The organism is Halobacillus karajensis (genome assembly GCF_900108515.1).
Lineage (GTDB): Bacteria > Bacillota > Bacilli > Bacillales > Halobacillaceae > Halobacillus > Halobacillus karajensis.
This window is the reverse complement of sequence record NZ_FNWW01000003.1, coordinates 1-20,561: the sequence shown is the minus strand read 5'-3', so window position 1 is coordinate 20,561 and position 20,561 is coordinate 1. Positions and strand designations below refer to the sequence as shown.

Here is a 20,561-nt window from a genome sequence, read left to right as displayed (position 1 = left end):
CTCTCCTTATTCGTTTATTCATACATGCCAAAGCTAGCTAACCATGCTACAAATACCGTAGGTGCCCCTGTTAAGAAGCGTCCATACAATACTGCCGGCACCCCGACTTCGACGGTTTCCGGTTCTGCTTCTGCTAAACCTAATCCGACAGGGACAAAATCTGCAGCTGCTTGAGAATTAATGGCAAATACAGCTGGAAGAGCGAACTGAGGTGGAACATTTCCTCTTCCAATTTCCACACCAATTAACGTACCGATGACTTGCGCTATGACAGCTCCTGGTCCCAGAAACGGGGAAAGCAATGGAAAGGAAACAATAGCCGATAGGAGCAATAGACCCCAAATATTTCCTGACAATGGAGCTAATAGATTAGCAAACACATCCCCGATTCCGGTCTCCAAAATAAGACCGATTAGCATCGATACAAAGGCCATAAAAGGTAAAATGGTTTTGAGAACGGTGTCGATCGCATCCCTTCCTGCTTGATATAAGACGCTAATCACATTTCCCATCATGACGCCCACTTTAGTCATGATGCCGTTAGACGACTGTTCACTAACCTTTTTACTTGAATCATACTTTCCAGTAGGTTTTTGTACGGCGACTTCTTCTTCCAGTGTATCTGTGCTTGGTTTCATCTCTTCTAATTCGCTCACACCTTCAGAACGATCGATGGATTCAATGTTGCTTGGTGTGACACCAGATACATAAATATCTTCTTTGATATACTTCGCCATCGGACCACTTTGCCCAGTAGGCATCACATTTATAGTCGGGATCCGTTTTTTTGGATATAATCCAGCTCTTAGCGTTCCGCCACAATCAATAATGACACAAGCTATTTCCTCTTCCGGGACAGAAGTTTTAAATCCATTCACCAGTTCAGCTCCTGTTAACTCAGCTATACGTTCAGCAGTTGATGAAATCGGTCCACCGGTGATATTGACAATCTTATTTTTCGTTTCCGTAGGTGTGATTTCCAAAGGACCTCCAAATCCTCCTGATCCTTTATTGACTTTTACTGCTTTATATAGAGTATTAGACATGGGCATTTCATAGATTCAGAGAGAGTGGTTTTTAATTTTGTCTTTTGCTGCTTCTCCACAAAAGTGACACAGATGTCGGTCACCCATCCTCGAATCATATTCATAAGCAGACCAACTAAAAAGTAACGTAAGGCTAACTCCGCGGTAGAGAAACCTAATTGTTCAATACCGGCAGCCACCCCCAAAAAGACAAATAATTCAGCTGGGTTTACATGGGGAAAGAGCCCATTCATAGAATGGGTGGAATAACTTGCTGATGCATAATATCCAGGTTTAAATTTCTCAGGAAGGAATCTTCCAAGAGATAAGGTCATAGGATTTAACAAGAAAAATGTTCCTAAAAGGGGAAGCACTAAATACCTTGTAAAAATGTTCCCCGAAGACTTCATGGCCAGTCTCTCAATTCTTTCTTGTCCCACCATAGCTACTACTGCGTTCATTGCTACTAGCAGCATAATAAGGAGGGGAATAATATCGGTAACAAACCCCATAAACGTTTCTCCGCCTCGTTCAAATAACCCAATAAAACCTTCTGCAGCGTTAATTAGGAAATCCATTATAAACGACTCACCTCACCTTTCTTCTTAAATAGATTTAATAGTCTTTCAAAAGGACTAGCTTGCTTCGGAGGTTCTCCACCAGCTTGGACAATTCTGTATGTATGCTGAGCATCCCTAATCGCTTTTTTTGTAAATCGATCTACTTCATCTAATGTTTTATCATCGATTTCCAGGAGAAGTTTCCCATTCAGTTTTTCAAAGCTCTTAAATCGAGCAAAAATAGTAGTCCCTTGCATTTTCCTTGTTTCTAAAATTCGTGCATTCTGATCAATTCTCATCAACAAAACGACACCCGTAGTCACTAATCCTTTACTTCGTCCAATGGAAACTTTATGTTGAGATCGCATTTCATTATAGTTTTTATTAAAGTCCATTAGCTGTCCGTAACCCAGAATGCTTTGAAGGATAAACATGATCGCTACTAGACCGAGTAATGTGAAAATCAATTCTCTTTTTCATTCCCTTCAGAAAATTCCAAAATTGATTTAGCTGTTATGTCATTGGTTACGAGATGAGAGAGATATCCTCCTCTTAGCGCCCCGACAATTGATTCTGTTTTCTCTATAGACTCCGCCACACCTATGGAATAGGAAAGGCTTTTTAGTTTTTCTAGCGTAATGGCAATCGTCCGATCATCAATCTCTCCCACAATTTGTTCTCCATTAATGTCATAAAACCTTGAACATATATCACCAATAGCACCTTGGTCATTCAAATAATTGAGATCGCTTTCCCCAAAGAACCCAGAAAACACAAGGTTGGAAGAGCTCACTGGTGTACCAACGCCCACAACGGCAATCGTCAAATTCTCCCACAAGTTAATTATGTCTTGAAAATATTTTGATTCTACGATTTCTTTTTTACTCTGAGGGGAAGGAACAATAGCTGCTGCATCGATAAAATTGGCATGTCCTCTATAGGCTTTGGCATAAGAGTAGACAATTGTATTCACGTGGTGTTCTACAGGCATCTTTCCTGGTCCTCCGACTAATGGAACGAACTCTACGTCTCTATTTTTCGAGCCTCCTAAGGCATCCACCATTTTTCCAAGAGTACTGCCCCACGCAAAGCCAACGACATCATCGTCTTTCATAATGCTGTCAATTAAGTGAACGGCCGATTCCCCTAATTTTTGTTGTCGTTCATCTTTCGTTTCCGTTTCTTCTGCAGGAACAACGATTACCTCTTTCATTCCAAACTTATCTTGTAATTGCTGTTCTAGATTGACTTGTTCTCTGTAGTCTCCTTTAATTGTAATTTGAACAATTCCTTCATCTCTTGCCTTTTGAAGCAAACGGGTAATTGTGGTGCGATAAATGCCTGTTTTCTTAGCAATTTCATTTTGAGTCATATTGTCTTCATAATACATTTTCGACACCTTTATTAATCGACGCTGGTCACCCCAATCCATTCCTCACTCTCCTCCCTTAGCACATTTGTGCAAAAACTTAATCATATGTGCTCAATAAGTTAATGTCATAATAAAGGATTTATGTAAGCGCAGTCAATAAAATATAAGAACATTAAAAATTTTGTGCATAATTTGCACGATTGTGCAAATTCTCCAGTAAAGAGTCCATTATCTTAAAGGTAATTCTTGAAGCAAAAATAATTTTTAAGTACTAAACTAAAAAGCCTGTCAAAAGTTCACTAAGCTTTCGACAGACTTTCAATATTCAATATTTTAAAAAAATCTCGCCAATTCATAGGTTTAGGTTTATGGTCAACCACCCATGATAATTTTCCCTACGATTAATGCCAGAAATAACTGGCATTTTTTATATAGTTAAAATGAGCAAAACACCAATCAGTGGATTATGAACAAATATGCGAAGTGATCAGTAAATATGTTGAAGGTCTAATCGTTGGCAAGAAATAAATTATGCAACTCGTCATTCTTTGAAGACACCAAAACCCTATAGTATAAAGGATTTGTAATTTTGCATATAAAGTGAAATCATTGGCAGTTCCCCCCCTATACCATGCGTCTATTTTTGAAACTTTAAAGGTTCGCTAGAAAATAGAAAAATAGACTCCTATACAAGCAACTGCTATAAAAAAACATAGAATGATCAGGAATTGAAAAATAAAGGAGAGATGATGAATGAGTTCATGTCATTCAAAAGGAAAAGGTAATTGCGTCCGAGAAGTCCTCGATGAAATCATTAAAGCGCAAGATGAGGTGGCGAGCCGAGACAACTGCTGTGACGTAAGTTGTGAGCGTTCTATTCGTGAATTGCTCTCACCGACAGGGAATGGTAATGGCCCAACAACCGTTCCATTCATCCTGTACTGTAAAGATTGCAAACCTTTTATCGGAAGTTCAGTGGTTCGGCGTCAACTAGATATGTCTCCAAACTTTGCTCTAGAATGTTTGGAATCACCGATTTTCAAAGCGAAAAAATTCGTAGATGGGAAGAAAGACTGTGTCAAACTTGAACTTTTGATTCCAGTTACTCAAGGCGGATCGCAACCTGGTCCATCCGGAAAGGGGAACCGTGTTTGCGATTATTTCCCAGGTAGCAGTGTAAGAAACCTTCGTTCTACAGGCGTTTGTATCACAGTAGACCTTGACTGTTTCTGCAGCATTACTTGCTTGGAGCCTACAACACCATTGATGGCTACTCAAGAAGAAATGAATGACGCTGTCTGCGATCGTCACGAAGACTAATCATAGAAGAAGTGTGCATGAAATTCTCATGCACACTTTTTTGATGAAACTAGAGGAATAGACTACTTATGTTTTATTATCCTAAAAAACCTCTCAATAGATTACTTTAACTACTGAGCGGCTATTTCTTGTCCCTATTATTTGAAAGAATCCAGCCAAAACTAATTTCCAAGGGTACAAAACCCTATCATATCAAAGGTTAAGGCGGTGTCCTTTGAAAATTTCCCCATTAAGGACTAGTTTTTTGAGAATTCCTTTTTATCGTTATGATCAGTCAGTTAATAACCATTGTTCCGCCTAATATTTCATCCATTGGAGCCCAATGGACACTTGTAACAAAGAATAACTAGAATTAATATGGGACTTCATAAATAAGAGTATAGAGATTGTTAATGGGAAACAAATAATTAAAAAGTGGCAAAAAACCACCAAGGAGTCCTTGGTGGTTTGCTAATGTCTTAAATCTTTTCCCTAAATTCCTTTCCAGATATCTGAAATTCTAAATCAGCTACATTTTCTATAAATTTCTTATCATGGGTTATAAATAAAATAGTTCCTTCATAAGCGGATATAAAGCGTTCTAAAGCCCCGATCGCTTGGATATCTAAGAAATTTGTCGGTTCGTCCAATAATAGAATATTGTATTCTCTTAAAAACAGGAGACAAAGCTGCAGGCGGATCGCTTCTCCGCCACTTAACGAATTCACACTTTTTTGTATATCAGTTCCGACAAACATCATGGAATGGAGGACACTCCGCAAAAAGCCCTCCTTATATTCTGAACGTTTTTTCAAAAACTGGATAACCGACTCATCACTTGTAAATTGATAGCTTTTTTGACGGAAGTAACCAAACTCCGCCTTAGGTGATATCGTCAACCCCGCGCCTCGGTTGAAAATATGCTGAAACAGTGTACTTTTTCCACTCCCATTACTTCCGGTAATCGCAATCTTTTTGCCTAATGGAATTTGAAAACTTACGTCTTCCAATAACACTTCACCGTTCATTTGGAGCGATAATCTGTCAGCCATAATAGGAAATTTATTGTGCAGCTCCAAGGCTTTTGACTGACGGAATACAATCGTCTTTTCTTCTTCTACCGCTTCTACTTCCTCAAGCTTTTCCTTGCGGTGTTCTATTGCTTTTGCGGCCCGCTGCACCGTTTTTTGACTGGTCCCTTTTGACTTCGTTTCAAACATGCGATTCGCTTTTGCCTTAGATTCTTTCTTTGACATGGAAGCATGGTCCGCAATCTTCTTTGCCTTATTCATTTTTTCTTTTGCTGCTTTTTCCAGACGTTCCTTATCTTTCAAATATTGTTCATGTGCCTGGTTTTGTTGTTCCCGTTCTAACTGCTTTTGTTCCAAATATTCGCTGTAATTACCTGAATACACGTGCACCTTTCCATCATTTATTTCCCATATGGTGGTCACAAGTTCATCGAGTACAGCGCGATCGTGGCTAATCATCACTAATGCCCCATAGTAATAACGAAGTTCCCCCAATAAAGACGAAATGCCATCCTGATCCAAATGGGTCGTCGGCTCATCAATCAATAGACTCTCGTAATAATGCGTAAAAAGTTGAGCGAGTTTCATCCTCGTCTCTTCCCCTCCACTGATGGTTTCCGAATGTTTGGGCACGTGCCACTTTCCTAACAGTTTAGGGGTAGCTTCTTGTCTAGTTGGTCCTTCTACCTGCTCAAAGTAGCCGTAGTCTACATGACGAGCCACTTCTCCATTTGTAGGGGGCACGATACCTGCAAGCAACTTTAACAATGTACTTTTTCCTGTACCATTTTTACCAACGATTCCTATCCGATCAAATTGATGGACAGCTAAACGATCAATCTGCAATATTTCTTTATCTAAATAAGTGACTTCTATATTTTTTAATTCAAAACATAATTGTTCCATCTTTGCTACCTCCCGAAATATACTTATTTCGTATCGATAGCTAGGATCGATACGAGCTTTAATGAAAGCTCATATCAAAAAAATAATAAAAATTGCACTGTGCCTCCTCCTTTTCCACTCTTAAATCCGTGATAAATTGTCTATTCTTTATTTTTTAATTTGGGCCAAAAATGGCGTTGGACATATTGAACCATTGTTCTAAAAACTATCCTCCACTGTTCTTCTGTCAAGGACTTTATAGTAGTGTCATAGTTTAATTTTACATTCTTTCTCAAGTGTTTCATTTGTGGGGGTGTAAAGATTCCTCTTAATACATCATCGGCTTTAGCATCTGGATACTTCATGGCGTACTCCGCTAATCCCCTAAATGCTTTAGCTTCCCTCCGTTCAAGATAAGGCTTCTTCTTCCTTGTAATTTTAACCATGGCAGAATCCACTTTCGGCGGCGGAGAGAAATTATATTTAGAAATACTTTTTACATACTGAATATCAAACCACATTCTCCATACTAACACGTAGGAATTCTTAATATATTTCGCTGTGAATCTCTTAGCAGCACCTTTTTCCATAACAATAATACCTCTTCGGAAAGATGATGACGGGTTAGTCAACAACATCTTCATGATAGGGGTAGTAATTGAGTACGGAATATTAGAAACTACTACGAAAGGTTCCCTCGGTAACCGGATATTCAAAATATCCTCATGAATAATCTTAGTATTCGTATCATAAAAAGTTTTCTGCTTAAGAATATCTACAAATTCAGCATCATATTCCACCGCTAATACTCTTTTTGCTTTCTGGTTTAGATCGGTCGTTAGGGCGCCTTTACCAGCTCCTAACTCTAAAACCGTTTCATCATTTATATTTGCTCTTGCCAAAATTTCATTGATTATCTTTTTGTTATGCATTAAATGTTGCCCTGAGAAGTTCGAAGCTTTACCTCGAACTGATCGCTTTTTGTTATTTCTATTCCTTCTCATCATTATCCATCCTATCTTCACTTCTTAAATTTACAGGATGTTTGAGACCCAGAATAAACGGGTCAGATAATGATAAAGTTAATGTTGGTCATACCTATCCATTTAAAATTTCCTATAATAACTAATATAGGAAATTTTTCCATAAAAAAAGAAAGGTAGACATAGTCTCCTTCCTTTTCAAGTCACATAGTTGTGATAGAAAGATTATTAAAAAAGGACAGACTTATCCCGTTTACTCTGCGAACACAAACAGAGCCTTTGAACATATTAGATTCCTTAGTTCAAAGTAGGGAAACGAAGTCTCATTGAATGGGTCATTTTTTAATAATCCTCCTTTAATTTAATTAACCCTTATATTACGCACTGTTTAAAAACTTGTCAACTACGTCTCTTGAGCTATATTTTTTTTGCTTACATTAGCCATTCCTCTATAAATGGAGCAAAATTTGAAACTTTAAAAGGATTTTTTCTAAGTTAAAGATTAGAATACGGATTAATACGGATTGCTAGCCGCATCTATTGTAGAAAGAGTCATTGTATGAAGTTCATAAACACCATTATTAAGTGCTACTTAAACAATTCTAAGAAAGTTAATAAGGAAATTGGGGCTTACTTTAACATTTGTGGATATTCATCATAATCCCAGCACCTTGTTAACTGTTATATTAAAAATACTAAGGATTATCTCGAAAGTGAGTCTTACAAAATCCTGCTCCGTTAGCAAAGAAGCGATAGCTAATGTGCAGCTATCGCCCCTCCGTTTCAATAAGACTTGATGCTGATATAAAATCTATCTGCAATAATGTAAAACGCTTCGCCAAAATCACTAAATGACGTGATATACCCTTGGGCATGGTTAAACTGATCAATGTCCCCAATCTCGGAAGGAATTGTGGCTGCAATCTTTCCACCAATATCAGGGATATTGATCGGATAATTCTATTAACCTCTTCAATTTCTAAGTTACAACACCTGCAGGTATTTTCAAATAAATCAAAATCAAGTTTGAAACTTCTTTTTTGAAAATTCCATTGATTCTTAATTCATTTTCCTGTATTGTAAAACGCAAGCGAAATAATAAACATCTAATTTTCAAAATGAATTCTTTATTTAATCCCTGATTTAAGCATACGTCTCATATAAAGTGTGCAACTCTTTTTTCAAAAACCATATAATAGTAAAACTTATCCAGAGAGGTGTAGGGACTGGCCCTTTGATACCTCAGCAACCAGCCATTGGCACGGTGCTAAATCCAGAAGGTAGTAGTTATACCTTGAAGATAAGGAGATTCTTTATACATAAAGGACCCCCTTATCCCAGGGAGGTCCTTTATTTTTTGCGTAGGGGATCATCACCATGTCACCTAATAGGTTTAAAATTGCGTAAGCCCGTACCAGCGAAAGTCAGCGTGTCTCTGTTAAAGGGGATTAGCTTTCTAATAAAAATACTATTACAAAGAAGAAAGGTTGTTGAATGAAATGAAAAGATCATTAGAACAAAGATTACAGGATGGACCAGTTATATGTGGAGAAGGCTACTTGTTTGAGCTAGAACGCCGCGGCTATTTACAAGCCGGGTCCTTTGTACCTGAAGTAGCGCTGGATAACCCGCAAGCCCTAAAACAGACGTATCGGGACTATATGCTAGCAGGCTCCGACGTGGTCTTAGCCTTTACCTATAACGGACACCGCGAAAAAATGAGAATCATCGGCAAAGAGGATCTATTAGAGCCGCTTAACCGCCAAGCCATCCATCTAGCCAAAGAGGTTGCTCAGGAGCACCCGGAGGAAGAAGCACTCGTAGCTGGGAACGTTTCCAACACCAACCTGTTCAACCCGGATGATCCTGAATCTGTTGAAAAAACAAGAAGCATGTTTGCGGAGATGATCGGCTGGTGTAAGGAAGAAGGCGTAGACTTTGTGAACGGCGAAACCTTCTATTACTATGAAGAAGCGCTGATTGCTCTTGAAGAAATTCAAAAACAAGATCTCCCTGCTGTTATCACATTCGGTCTGATGGGAGAAAATATTCTTCGAGACGGCTACGAAGTAGAAGAAGCCTGCCGCTTATTAGAAGAAAAAGGCGCTCTTGTTGTGGGGATGAATTGCTTCCGCGGCCCAGCGACAATGCAGCCGTATGTAGAGAAAATCCGTAATACGGTGGACGGTTATGTAGGTGCCCTTCCCATTCCTTACCGTACGACGGAAGAACACCCTACCTTCTTCAACCTGCCGGACGGTAGCTGTGCTTGTACACTTCCAACAGAAACAACGTTCCCAACGTCCCTGGATCCGCTCTACACGAACCGGTATGAGCTTGCTGAGTGGGCCAAAGAAGCGCATAGTCTTGGTGTGAACTACCTGGGACTCTGCTGTGGAGCTTCTCCGGCTATGCTTCGTGAAGTGGCAGAAAGCGTCGGCCGTACAGCTGTAAACTCCACGTATTCGCCGGATATGGAGAAACACTTCCTATTCGGCACTGATGATACGCTGCAAGCTCACATTACATCTTATAAGACGAAAGCATAAGTAAAACGCCTGTCACGGACAGGCGTTTTTCAAAGCCTCATTCTTTTTTAGAACGGGACGGTTCCGAATCTCCTTAGTCAAGATTCATCCCCGTTAGTTAAAGACTTGGAATCGAGATACATCTATGAAAAAGGAATACTTTCCTATCATTTAATTAAAATATTTCTTAATACATTTTGTGTCCCTAATAACTTCTATCTTGTCTGTATGTATGCCATAATTATTAAAAAAATTAACTTTACCAATGTTTTCAAAGTATCTGTTCCATTTAAACATTTTAAAAAATATTTGTAATGTTGGCTCGTAATTTGATTTCTCTAGTCGAAGTTTTTGTTTAAGAAACCTCTTTATAATACGATAGGTTCTTATTGAATATCGTGTATCTAAAAAAATTATCAAATCTGCATTATGAAAACAATTGCTTACCCAATCCTCATTATGAACTCCTTCAATTATCCAACTCTCCAATTGTATTATACTATTTAGATACTCTTCTCTTTCTTGTTCAGTTCTTCTGATATCTCCAGAGTTAAGCCTTTTCCAAACTACATTATCTAATTCGTAATACGGTATATAGAACTTTGAAGACATTTCTTTTGCTAAAGTCGTTTTACCACTTCCAACAGAACCAATAATATGTATCTTTTTTGGAATTGTCATTAAGAAAAACCACCTAATCCAAGCTAATTTGTTTCTAAAGCATTCTATTTAAGTGGATGATTTTCCTTTTCTACATTTATTGTTTCAAGAGTGAGATCCGTAATTTTGTCTGGTGTGAAATAATGAGAAAGAGAACCAATCACTTTTTCAGATTTGTTGTCCCCGTTTATGTAAGACTCAGATTCGAGATATCTCTGTTCCTTTACTATAGCAACCGTTAGCTCTCGATTATAACCCGTTCTATCCCCAGCATCCTTATGAACTAGACAATCAAGGATATGTATGGAAGGACTAAACCACTTATAAATGAATTTTCTATAAAGGGGACGACGTGGGATTGCAGGGCTATAAACATCTTTACTGAGTCAATTATTCATGGTTCATATTCTTCACATTATTTTCTCACTATTGATTAAAGGACATCCCTAATATCCTTATGCATATAGATTTAGTAAACGTAATACACAATGAAGGAGTGAGTTGGAATATCGTTATCCCTCAAATAAGACACTTCGACCGAATAACAAAATTTGTTAAATGGATAAAGAAGGATGTGTATTTTGATGCCATCATCTAATTCTCTTAGATGGCCATATACTACCCAATTAAATTTTATGGCTATTGTTGATACGTTGATTCCCTCTAGTGTGGGTATATTTAATTCAGGATGGAGACTTCAATATGGTGGAGTGGAGTTATCTATTTGGGAGTATCTTCTAATGTCTTTTGACAACTTGCCCACCCCCTTATCAAATGAGGTCTCTCAACTGCTCGACTTATCAGCTTTATATACAAAAAAGGAACATTATCACTCTCCTTTTTTCATCTATAATCCACATCTCTGCAAGGGGATATTTTCAAAATTATCCAGGAAAGACAGATTAACGGCTATTACCCGTTTAGATAACCTAAAAATTCCACTCGATATTCTTCCAATCCCTTATAAAAATAATCCTGCCTTATTACAAATCACAATCGATTCGCTTTATCAATTAACTGTTTTTGGCTATTATTCCGAATGGTATGGGTATGGTTATACCCGGTATAATCCCCCGAGTTTCAGGTATCTTTGTACGTATCCAGTTACCTGGTCCTATACGGGTTATCCAGGACCTTCCTTTGCTTATAGGGATTTTAGAGGGTTTTTATTAAATAAGAGTAACCTGAAATCGGAGTGATTTAATATGAAAAGACCGGACGTGATTGTAATTGGTTCAGGTGGCGGCGGTGCCGTAATAGCAAAGGAATTAGGAGAATTGGGGTTGAATGTTCTTATGCTAGAAGCAGGGCCTTGGTATGGAAATATTAATTGGCCAAGTCCAAATATCGAGAAAGGTGGAGTTTGCAGCAGTAGTCCTGATGATTTAGATGTCAACCTCTTTAAGGAAAGTTACAATAAATTAGAAAATAATATGAATGATTTAATAGCTGGAAAACTACGTTGGGGACCTGCTAATCGAGAACATCCTCCTTGGAATAGATCATACCAACAAAGAGGATTTGCGTGGCAAATTTCGGGAGTGGGTGGTACTACTCAACACTATCTTGCAAACTCTCCCCGTGCATTTCCATCAGCTATTAATGGAAAATGGCCTCTAACCTATCGTGAACTAATTCCATTTTACGAGAAAGTTGAAGACGAATTACCAGTAGAATTCGCTCCAACTACATCAAAGGAAGAATTATTTTACTTTGGAGCAAAAAAAGCTGGTTGGAAACTTATAAATACTCTCAATGTGGTATCCCCGGGATTTCGTCCTCAACCTAATGCGATTTTCCTGCCCAATGCAAATCTTCTTAACCCTGCTTATTCAGAGAAGCAGTTATCATGGATGGAAGGTTGTACACTTTCTGGTCATTGTATAAATGGCTGTCCCCACGGTCCATCTGTTTCTAAAATTGCTAAGCGTTCCACAAATGTCAGCTATGTACCCGCAGCTTTAAATACCGGTAACGTGAAGATCCAACCTAATACATTTTCCTATCAAGTGGTCACTGAAAATGACCCTAAGGAAGGGGTAAGGGCAATTGGAGTGAAAGTAAGAAACACATGGACTGGTGAAAGGGACGAACTATCTGCTGACTGTATTGTTGTAGCAGCTGGTGCGATTGAAACTCCACGTCTGTGGCTCAATTCCTCCTTGCCTTATAATCGATGGATTGGTAGGGGGCTCGTGAATCATAATATGGATATGGTTACAGGAGTCTTTAACGAAAATGAATTATTTCCTATATTAGGAAGTAATGTAATAAGCCCATTTGTCGGTCATACATCCGGCGCTAGGTTAGATTATCCCGGGTTAGGATCCATACAAATAAATGGGGTGAGTCCAGGGTTGATGGCGAGCTTCACCTATGCTTTTAGTGAATCAGGAACTGAGAAGTCCCCTCATACTCACACCTCTGGTAAACAAGGACGTGTTACAGGGGAAGAATTAATTGAGTTAATGGCAGATTATCAAAAATCGTGTAGTATCTTAATTGTAACGGACGATGAAGTTGATCGGAAGAACCGTGTCTCAACTTTACCCGCCCAACTTGATGAAAATGGAGCCATACCATCGATACATTATACCCCTACAAGAATGACTCAAATAAAAAAAAGGAAATTAGTGAAAATAGCATCAGACATTCTTCTTCAAGCTGGAGCTAGAAAGGTAATCCATTCAAATTGGCCAAGCGGTTTAATGATACACATAATGAGTACAATGAGAATGGGGTATGTCGTAGATCAAAATAGTGAGTCATATCAAGTTGGGCGATTATTTATAGCTGATAATAGTATACTAACTAATGGACTAGGCGGTGCCAATCCCACTCTAACAACTCAGGCATTAGCGGTCAGAACTGCCGGTAAGATCTATAAAAAATACTTTTGATCTAAATATAGATAGCTTAATGAAGATCATTAAGCTATCTATATTTTATTATGGTTAGCCATCATTAAAAATAGACTGGGTACCATTCTAAACGGTCTAATTCTAATAGTTGAAAACTTGAGATCAAGGTAACCCCAATCATTCTTTAATTGTTTAAAGTGCGTTTACATAAAGAAGTAATGTATCCAATTTTAATGAACTATATTATCACATTTTTAACTAATTTAGTAAGAACATGTAGAAAGTGACCCTATTTGGTTAAGGACTCTGTCTCTAAGGCGGGATATCCTTAAATTTCTACTCACATTTTACCCACAGCACTTATGTACCCCTACTCCAGTATTGCCCCCCTCTTTTCTGAAAGACTAGCTAACGCCCCTTTTCTTGAACACTTAAAATCAAGATAAAGCCTAAATATACTGCATCCTTATCGTCCCTTTTCCATCTTGATAAGTTACTGTTGAATATGCTCCATTTACGAGTATATTTTGTGGAGGCATATGACCAATATCAGCGTCATATACAACTGGTACCTCTTCCCCGAACACATTTATCAAAGCATCCTCTACTTCAAAATCTTTCGTCGGTGAATACCCACTTGCTCTCCCTATAAGTACTCCATTTGCATTCTTGAACCACCCATTATATTTCATCTGCCACAAACACCTATATATTTCTGCAGCACTCCAATCAACGGATTCCAAGTACCAGATTACTCCCTCCTGTGCATGGTTATAAGTGAATTCATTCACTTTATCGTAAGGAGTACCAATCAAGGTTTGTAATGTATTCATGACACCGCCCAGCAGCCTTCCAGAAAATTCATGGGATTTCTCCCCTGTATGTGACTTCCACTCTGTTTCCGCATCAAAGTAAAAACCTGTAGCTGGGTTCTCAAATGTTTTTTTCCAAGAGGATTGATATTTATTTGAGGAGTACTGGATCACATCCTGACCTATACTACAGCCTAAAACTTCCGTCCATTTTGCAGTAAGTTCGTCCCATTCAGGAGCTGATAACTCATTGAAATTCGTTCCATGTGCTGAAGCATTACCAGTTATCGTCGTATATACTAACAGGATTGTGCTAATATCTGAATAACCAAGGATCCACTTAGGGGGCAGGGTCTTAATGTAATTCCAATCAATCATAGGTAGGATCTCCATGGCAAACTGTCCTCCCCACGGGGGGATAATTGCCTTAATATTCTCGTCTTCAAGAAATTGGGTCAGCTCTTTTGCTCTTATATGCGCGTTGGCACTGCTGGATTTCGTTTCTGTCCATATTGTGTTCCCTGTTTGGACTATGAACCCTTTATGCTCAACCTTTTCCTTAGCTTTATGTACTAGCATATGTAAATGCTCTTCTACTCCACTTGATGGAGCTGTGACAGCAAGCTTGTCACCCTTTTCTAGTGCTGATGGATACTTAACCATTCTTTTTTTAGTTCCCCCTTTTCAAACTCTGCCGAGATAATTATTACATTATTGCAAAAATGAACCATTATCAACCATTTTTGTAATAAAAGAAAGCGACTATCCTGTTGGATAATCGCCCCCGATTGAGGAAAACACAGTTTCGAGATAACGAGCCAATTAAAAGATTAATGTTGGTTATTTTTTCATTATTCATATTCCAAGATACATATTTATTTTACTTCTAAGTTTAAATCTGCTCGATCATGAGCATCTTTCGATAAAAACTCTTTTTATTTGGCTTTAATACTGAAATTGAAAAAATAATAGATGATAGGAACAATGCCAGAGTGACTATGGTAATTCGTAAGGATACAAGATCTGCTGCAATCCCAATAGCTAAAATAAGAATGATTGGAAAATACTTTGGATTAAATCGTAAATACTTGTCACAACGACCTTTTTGTCAGAGTGAGCCGCAACCGTATCACTTCTAAATCAGTGTTCATCACGTAGTATCGCCTTACAGCTCATATAGACCATCAAATATCCCCCACATCAATTCCAAATTGGCTAGCACTTAGTTGTTTCATCTTAATTGAATCGATGCTTTGTTTATTTTTCGAGCCATCTTTCACCATCGTAAATGTTTTATCTGTAAGAGTCATATGGCCGTCATCCGTTAATTTAGTTAATAAAGCAGACTGGTTAAAGGGTGAATGGGGGTGTTTCATTATTACTTCCTTCATATGGTTTAAATGTGACTCATTAATTTGCTTTAAAAAAAAGGAGTAGCTTGCTTCCAGTTTTCCACAACGATACTTTTCAAGAACATATTCACCCGCTTCAGTCTTATCATGTTTAACGCGGTATTCTCCCGTCAAGGAGGTCACGAATTCTCCTGAGAAAGGGATAGGTTGTAATGCGTGATTAGCCCCAAACCCAACATCTATCAAATACCGTTGATCATTTTTCTTTAGCACAATGGTCACATGCGTTTCAATGATTTCCGGGTGGTTTCCTGATACAGTTGCAGGAACCATCTGAACATCAAAACCATGTTCTTGTAAGAAGTAATAAAACATCGGATTCAGCTCATAACACAGCCCACCACGAGACTGATCGATGATTTTTCTTTTTACATTATCAGCATTAATCTCAATGTCTTTCCTCTGCATAATATCTATATTTTCAAAAGGGATATTCTTTGCGAATTGGAACATTACCTTGGGTAAATCATCAAATTGGACATCATGACTACCTTGATATTGAATTCGTTTGAAGAAATCCTCAATAAAGTGACCCATCATTTTCCCCTCTTTCTGAATGGATAAATTGCTATTTAGTGCCTGCTTCTATTTTCACGGTTTCTTCATCGTTTCGCTATACATACGCTCACTTAAGAACTATAAATTGAAAATTTTATTGATTTTCTTTGTCAGTAAAGGAGATAGTTATTTTATATAATGCCAAATCCTATTCTGCAAGAAACGCAGATCCTTATTCCGGTAAATGGCCCGAAAAGTCAAGAAAGAACACAATTCTTATTCCAGATTTGCCTCTGATTGAGGAAGACTCAGTTTCAAGATATTTTGTATAAATTATTAACTAGCGCACCTTTTAGCGCTGTAAGTGGTTGACATTCTTCCACTTTTATTCCCAAGTCACATGTTAAATCTGCGTGACTTGATTTCTTCTTATCCTTGAGTATCCTTTTTAGTAAATAGTTTTCCAATTGCCAATATAAGCCCTATAAAGAAATGTATTAATCCATTACTTACTGTAACAAGGCCTACAAAAGCTGCCATTATTGCTCCTCCTTGACCGGCGTTACCAGGTCCTACCAGGATTCCACCAACAGCAAAGCCAATCCCCACGCCAAGAATTGCTAATAAAAGACCAGAAGCCCAGAGGGGAAAATTCCCGCATCTATGCCAGCTGATTGCGTATATGTTTACTGGGATTAGCAATGCTGCAAGAAATAACCACATTAGTACATCATAGGCCATACAATCCCTCCTAAAAAATTCTTATGTTTAATATAATTAATATAGAAGGACGAGTACTCCCTTAAACAATAGCCCCTGTTTACGAAAGACTCGAATTCGATTATATATGCTGTTATTTCACTTTAGGACCTGTTTATTTAAGTACGTTCTTTCACAAACATAACCTATAATCTTCATTTGTTACAGGAATGCTGCCCAGTTTGTTTTCACTAGAACGAAACTAAGTATAATCCACCAGAAATCAGTTTTCTCTGTTTTTAAGTTGTAGACGAATTAGAATTGGAAATCTCCATCTTTCATTAGCAGGACTTCAGTTCCATCTTCTTCAATGCCCACTACTTTCATATCTTCGGTACCAAAGGTCACATTGACTAACAAAAGTGAAGCATTCAGACCCGCTGCCTTCAACTCTTCCTCAGATTGGTCAATCCCATTTTGAATGTTGGAAGGAGATGCATTTCCGATTCCAATATGACAGGACGTATTTTCATCAAACAAGGTATTGTAAAAAAGAGTATCTGCCTGAGCAAGAGGTGATTTATTACAGACCAATGCAATTTCACCTAGATAATGTGAACCTTCGTCTGTTTCGATGAGATTTTGTAACATTTCCTGCCCCTTTGCGGCATAATAGTCAGTAATCCGTCCATCTTTAAAAATTAGATAAAATTCGTCGATGACACTTCCCCCATAGATAAGAGGTTTAGTACCTACCAATTTGCCATTCACCTTATTCTTATGGGGAGCAGTAAATATTTCTTCCGTAGGAATGTTCGGAAAGAAAGGTATTCCATTTTTATCTATGACACCCCCACCGATATAGAGATGATTTTTAGGTAAACCAACTAATAAATCAGTTCCACGGCTATTTCTAAAATGCAGGGCTTCAAATTGGCTCTCATTTAAGATTTTTTTTCGAGACTGGAAGGCTTTATTATGACTCTCCCAATCTTTTATAGGATTTTTCCCATCTGCCCGAGATCCTTTTAAAATTAATTTCCATAATGATTGTAAAGCTTCTTCTTTACTTAGGTTGGGAAATACTTTAGTTGCCCACACAACGTTTGGGACAGCTAGAAGACACCAGCGCACCTCGTGAGACATAATCTTTGCATAATAACCCTCCAACTTGGTGCGGGAGGCCTTTTGAAAGCGGCTGATCCGTTCTGGGGAAACCTCCTTAAAGACATCTAAGTTTTCAGAAATAATATGGATGTAAGCAGCACCTGCATCGTCCCACTCCTTAAAACGGGCAGCCTGCCAATCAGGAAAGTGATCGATGACACTATCTGCTGCATTTAAGTAAAATTCTTTGGTAGACTGCTCATCTGTCCAATCTATAAATACATTTGAAGCTCCTGCCTCGTAAGCTACCGTCTGGATTAGACGTGCAAACGTAGCATTTTGTATATCACTATGAATAATCAATAATTGATTTTTTTGCAGATTTACACCAGCTCGTACAGCAAGTTCTGCATACTTTTTTAACTGTACTTCACTTATAAATTCATATATTCCTTTAATCATTTAATATCTCCCCTGTGATGTTCTTGTACAATTTTACTACAAGAACCCTGACCTACTTAAACTAACCTGATCCCGTCAGTTACTCTTTTAAGCAATCACCCTCTTTACTTGAAGACTTGATTTCAAGATATATGGAAGCAGATCTTTCATTTCACGTGATCTCAATAAAAATTTCAGACGCTAAATAGATAAATAACAAAAGTCGAGATGTAAATGGCATCAATAACTGCCAGATACAAGGCTATATTCGATTTTTTCACTTTTGCAAGACTATAATTAAAGATGCTGTCGTATAAACTTACGACAAACAAAATAAATGAAATACTGATGACAAATATGTTCTCTGTAATTAACATTGCAAGTAAATAAATGAACCATCTTCGCAAAAAGTTAAATAACAAAACAATAAAAAGCAAAGACATAGATTTAGTATCAACTTCCAACTCCTCATCAGAGGAAATATCGCTAAGTCCTTTTTTAATATTTTTGAAATCCCTTATGTAATCGAGGTTAATTATCAATACAATTAGAGAGTACGTCACAATATAAAAATATTCGTTACCTCTAATAATTTCCCACAAAGATAAACACCTCTCTTTCGATACTCATTGCACGAATCTGCCACTCCAGTTAAATAGCTATCTCTTATTCCCTATAGCTTATGTATTAAGTGCGTCCGTTTTTAAGCAAGCGCCCCGATTGCTTAGGATTTGTTTCAAGGTGTTTTTTGAAATAGCCAATACGCCCTTTACTCTTGTAGGTTTAAACGCAATAAAAGGCCCAGGACTTACTGGCTCTTTGTGGATTCATCCCTGGGATCAGGTAGTAATAAACGCTGATAAGACGCATAGAAACCCCAACGGCAACTTGAATGTACCCTATGTATGAACTCTTCTTTTTTTAAATTTTCAATACCCAGTACCAACATATATGCTCCTAAAAACATCATCGTGTATGGAATAATCTTAGTCGGTTCTCCGATTACTAATTTATACCAGCTAGAGAAATGACCAAAACTGACAATATAAGTGTATAAATTTTCAACCATACCACCTCTTTCAATCCTGGTAATATTGTCCAACACATATCTATCCATTTCAATATATTGTTTAATAATAAGAGCTTTTATCGAATAAGGTTAAGATGCACTACCTTTCTTAACATAATAAAAAGCCAGCACCAAACGCTGGCTTCGGACCTTCCCACATTAATCAAAATATCTTTATGGCTTATAAAGTCTTTTCCATTTTAATGTTTTTTTCTATATACCCTAACTTTTCATATAAATCTCGTGCTATGTTGTTGTGAGCAAAAACATGTAGACCTATACTTTTCAATCCGAATTTCTTAGCTAAGACTTCAATTTCTTGCATAGTTTTTTTGCCATAACCTTTACCTTGATTTCCTTCCCAAATGTTTAAACCATAAATAAACCCTTTTTCATTTGTTATTTGTGCAAGCCAGATCATACCAACTTCTTTACTTCCATCCCGAATTGTAAATAAGTGGTTGTTTTCCGTATCTTGTCCTTCAGGGAGCAACTTTTCATATTCTTCTGTTGCCTTGCTAATTGCCTCTTCCGGCTTCCAATTACCGGACTTTATTTGTTCGTCGGCAAAATGTTTAATTGCAAAACTTAGATATTTTTGAAATTCCTCTGAATTCATTTGGTCTAATCTCACCATCATTTTTCTCTCTCCCATTCGAATTATGTAATAAACGCGAGTGCTCTATTAGGTAATTGCCCCCGATACAGGAAGATTTGAAACTGAGATATTTAGAAGGAACGTTACTTTAAATCGCGTTCCATCCAAACATTCGGTTCAATGTACTTCTCTTCTCCCTGGTCCTATTTACTTCTAATGGTACGATCACTCTTTAGTACCCCTGGTTCCACAAAAATTGCTAGGAAAAATAAAAGTAGAATGATAGCTGGTATTCCAAAACTACTTAACATATTATCAACATCTCTAACTTATATTATCTTAGTGTTCAGCGCCCCCTAATTACTAGATACGGTTTGTTTATATGTTTTTTTCCTTTGATACGTAGATAATAAAATGGATAGGCTACACTTGATTGGACAGTTTCGTTAAGGTCCGGTACACTTTACTAAATATTTCAGTCGAGGAGAGCGGACCATGACCAAAAGAAACCGTCGTACGTTTACGGAGGAATTTAAGAAACAGATTGTTCAGCTTTATGAGAATGGTAAATCTAGAAAAGAAATTATTAAAGAGTATGAATTGACTTCTTCTTCTTTTGATCGATGGATCAGTCAGTATCGGCAATCCGGTTCATTTAAAGAAGAAGATAATCGCACACCTGAACAAAAAGAACTCATCAAGTTACGTAAAGAGAACCAGC

16 protein-coding genes and 1 riboswitch are annotated in these 20,561 nt (G+C 37.7%); of the genes, 4 read left to right on the top strand and 12 right to left on the bottom strand.

Annotated elements, in window-relative coordinates; all coding sequences use genetic code 11:
• Positions 1–14: 14 nt before the first annotated feature.
• Genes srlE through BLW54_RS07260 form a run of 4 tightly spaced genes read right to left on the bottom strand, consistent with a single transcriptional unit; the run spans position 15 to position 3,017 of the window.
• The gene (gene srlE, locus BLW54_RS07275) at positions 15–1,046 is read right to left on the bottom strand and encodes a PTS glucitol/sorbitol transporter subunit IIB (RefSeq protein ID WP_074733723.1); all 1,032 of its coding nucleotides are present in this window, start codon (positions 1,044–1,046) and stop codon (positions 15–17) included.
• Positions 1,019–1,603: a PTS glucitol/sorbitol transporter subunit IIC gene (srlA, locus tag BLW54_RS07270; protein WP_074733721.1), complete on the bottom strand. Its 585-nt coding sequence runs from the start codon at positions 1,601–1,603 to the stop codon at positions 1,019–1,021. Before srlA ends, srlE begins: the two co-directional genes overlap by 28 nt.
• A complete protein-coding gene (locus BLW54_RS07265; RefSeq protein WP_074733718.1) occupies positions 1,603–2,052 on the bottom strand; it encodes a transcriptional regulator GutM in 450 nt (149 codons plus the stop codon). The genes srlA and BLW54_RS07265 overlap by 1 nt, the downstream gene beginning before the upstream one ends.
• Positions 2,049–3,017 carry a sugar-binding transcriptional regulator gene (locus BLW54_RS07260; RefSeq protein ID WP_074733715.1) on the bottom strand — a complete coding sequence of 323 codons (969 nt, stop codon included), beginning with the start codon at positions 3,015–3,017 and terminating at the stop codon, positions 2,049–2,051. The genes BLW54_RS07265 and BLW54_RS07260 overlap by 4 nt, the downstream gene beginning before the upstream one ends.
• Before the next feature lie 693 nt (positions 3,018–3,710).
• On the opposite strand from BLW54_RS07260, the gene BLW54_RS07255 reads away from it, so the two are divergent.
• Positions 3,711–4,277 carry a CotY/CotZ family spore coat protein gene (locus BLW54_RS07255; protein WP_051744184.1) on the top strand — a complete coding sequence of 189 codons (567 nt, stop codon included), beginning with the start codon at positions 3,711–3,713 and terminating at the stop codon, positions 4,275–4,277.
• A gap of 458 nt (positions 4,278–4,735) precedes the next feature.
• Here the strand turns inward: BLW54_RS07255 and BLW54_RS07250 are convergent, their stop codons facing one another.
• The gene (locus BLW54_RS07250) at positions 4,736–6,193 is read right to left on the bottom strand and encodes an Msr family ABC-F type ribosomal protection protein (protein ID WP_074733713.1); all 1,458 of its coding nucleotides are present in this window, start codon (positions 6,191–6,193) and stop codon (positions 4,736–4,738) included.
• A gap of 140 nt (positions 6,194–6,333) precedes the next feature.
• A complete protein-coding gene (gene erm / locus BLW54_RS07245) occupies positions 6,334–7,179 on the bottom strand; it encodes a 23S ribosomal RNA methyltransferase Erm (protein WP_035510670.1) in 846 nt (281 codons plus the stop codon).
• Positions 7,180–8,357: 1,178 nt separating this feature from the next.
• Positions 8,358–8,462: riboswitch (SAM riboswitch) on the top strand.
• A 192-nt stretch (positions 8,463–8,654) separates the two neighbouring features.
• Between erm and BLW54_RS07240 the strand changes: the two genes are divergently transcribed.
• Positions 8,655–9,704 carry a homocysteine S-methyltransferase family protein gene (locus tag BLW54_RS07240; protein ID WP_074733710.1) on the top strand — a complete coding sequence of 350 codons (1,050 nt, stop codon included), beginning with the start codon at positions 8,655–8,657 and terminating at the stop codon, positions 9,702–9,704.
• A 150-nt stretch (positions 9,705–9,854) separates the two neighbouring features.
• On the opposite strand, the gene BLW54_RS07235 is transcribed toward BLW54_RS07240, so the two are convergent.
• Entirely contained in the window at positions 9,855–10,364 is a 510-nt protein-coding gene (locus BLW54_RS07235) for a P-loop NTPase family protein (protein WP_035510669.1), read from the bottom strand.
• Between the two features lie 1,184 nt (positions 10,365–11,548).
• On the opposite strand from BLW54_RS07235, the gene BLW54_RS07225 reads away from it, so the two are divergent.
• The gene (locus BLW54_RS07225; protein ID WP_035510668.1) at positions 11,549–13,243 is read left to right on the top strand and encodes a GMC family oxidoreductase N-terminal domain-containing protein; all 1,695 of its coding nucleotides are present in this window, start codon (positions 11,549–11,551) and stop codon (positions 13,241–13,243) included.
• A gap of 410 nt (positions 13,244–13,653) precedes the next feature.
• Here BLW54_RS07225 and BLW54_RS07220 read toward each other — a convergent pair whose 3' ends face one another.
• The 5 genes from BLW54_RS07220 to BLW54_RS07190 form a co-directional block, all read right to left on the bottom strand.
• Positions 13,654–14,679: a S66 family peptidase gene (locus BLW54_RS07220; protein ID WP_074733707.1), complete on the bottom strand. Its 1,026-nt coding sequence runs from the start codon at positions 14,677–14,679 to the stop codon at positions 13,654–13,656.
• Between the two features lie 521 nt (positions 14,680–15,200).
• A complete protein-coding gene (locus BLW54_RS07215) occupies positions 15,201–15,968 on the bottom strand; it encodes an arylamine N-acetyltransferase family protein (RefSeq protein ID WP_081867027.1) in 768 nt (255 codons plus the stop codon).
• 387 nt (positions 15,969–16,355) lie between these two features.
• On the bottom strand, positions 16,356–16,667 hold the full coding sequence (locus BLW54_RS07210; protein WP_074733705.1) for an inner-membrane translocator: 312 nt from the start codon (positions 16,665–16,667) through the stop codon (positions 16,356–16,358).
• A 273-nt stretch (positions 16,668–16,940) separates the two neighbouring features.
• Positions 16,941–18,194 carry an aminopeptidase gene (locus tag BLW54_RS07205; RefSeq protein ID WP_074733702.1) on the bottom strand — a complete coding sequence of 418 codons (1,254 nt, stop codon included), beginning with the start codon at positions 18,192–18,194 and terminating at the stop codon, positions 16,941–16,943.
• A 1,229-nt stretch (positions 18,195–19,423) separates the two neighbouring features.
• The gene (locus tag BLW54_RS07190) at positions 19,424–19,882 is read right to left on the bottom strand and encodes a GNAT family N-acetyltransferase (protein WP_341853310.1); all 459 of its coding nucleotides are present in this window, start codon (positions 19,880–19,882) and stop codon (positions 19,424–19,426) included.
• 453 nt (positions 19,883–20,335) lie between these two features.
• On the opposite strand from BLW54_RS07190, the gene BLW54_RS07185 reads away from it, so the two are divergent.
• On the top strand, positions 20,336–20,561 hold a 226-nt coding region (locus tag BLW54_RS07185; RefSeq protein WP_139254133.1), incomplete at its 3' end, for a transposase.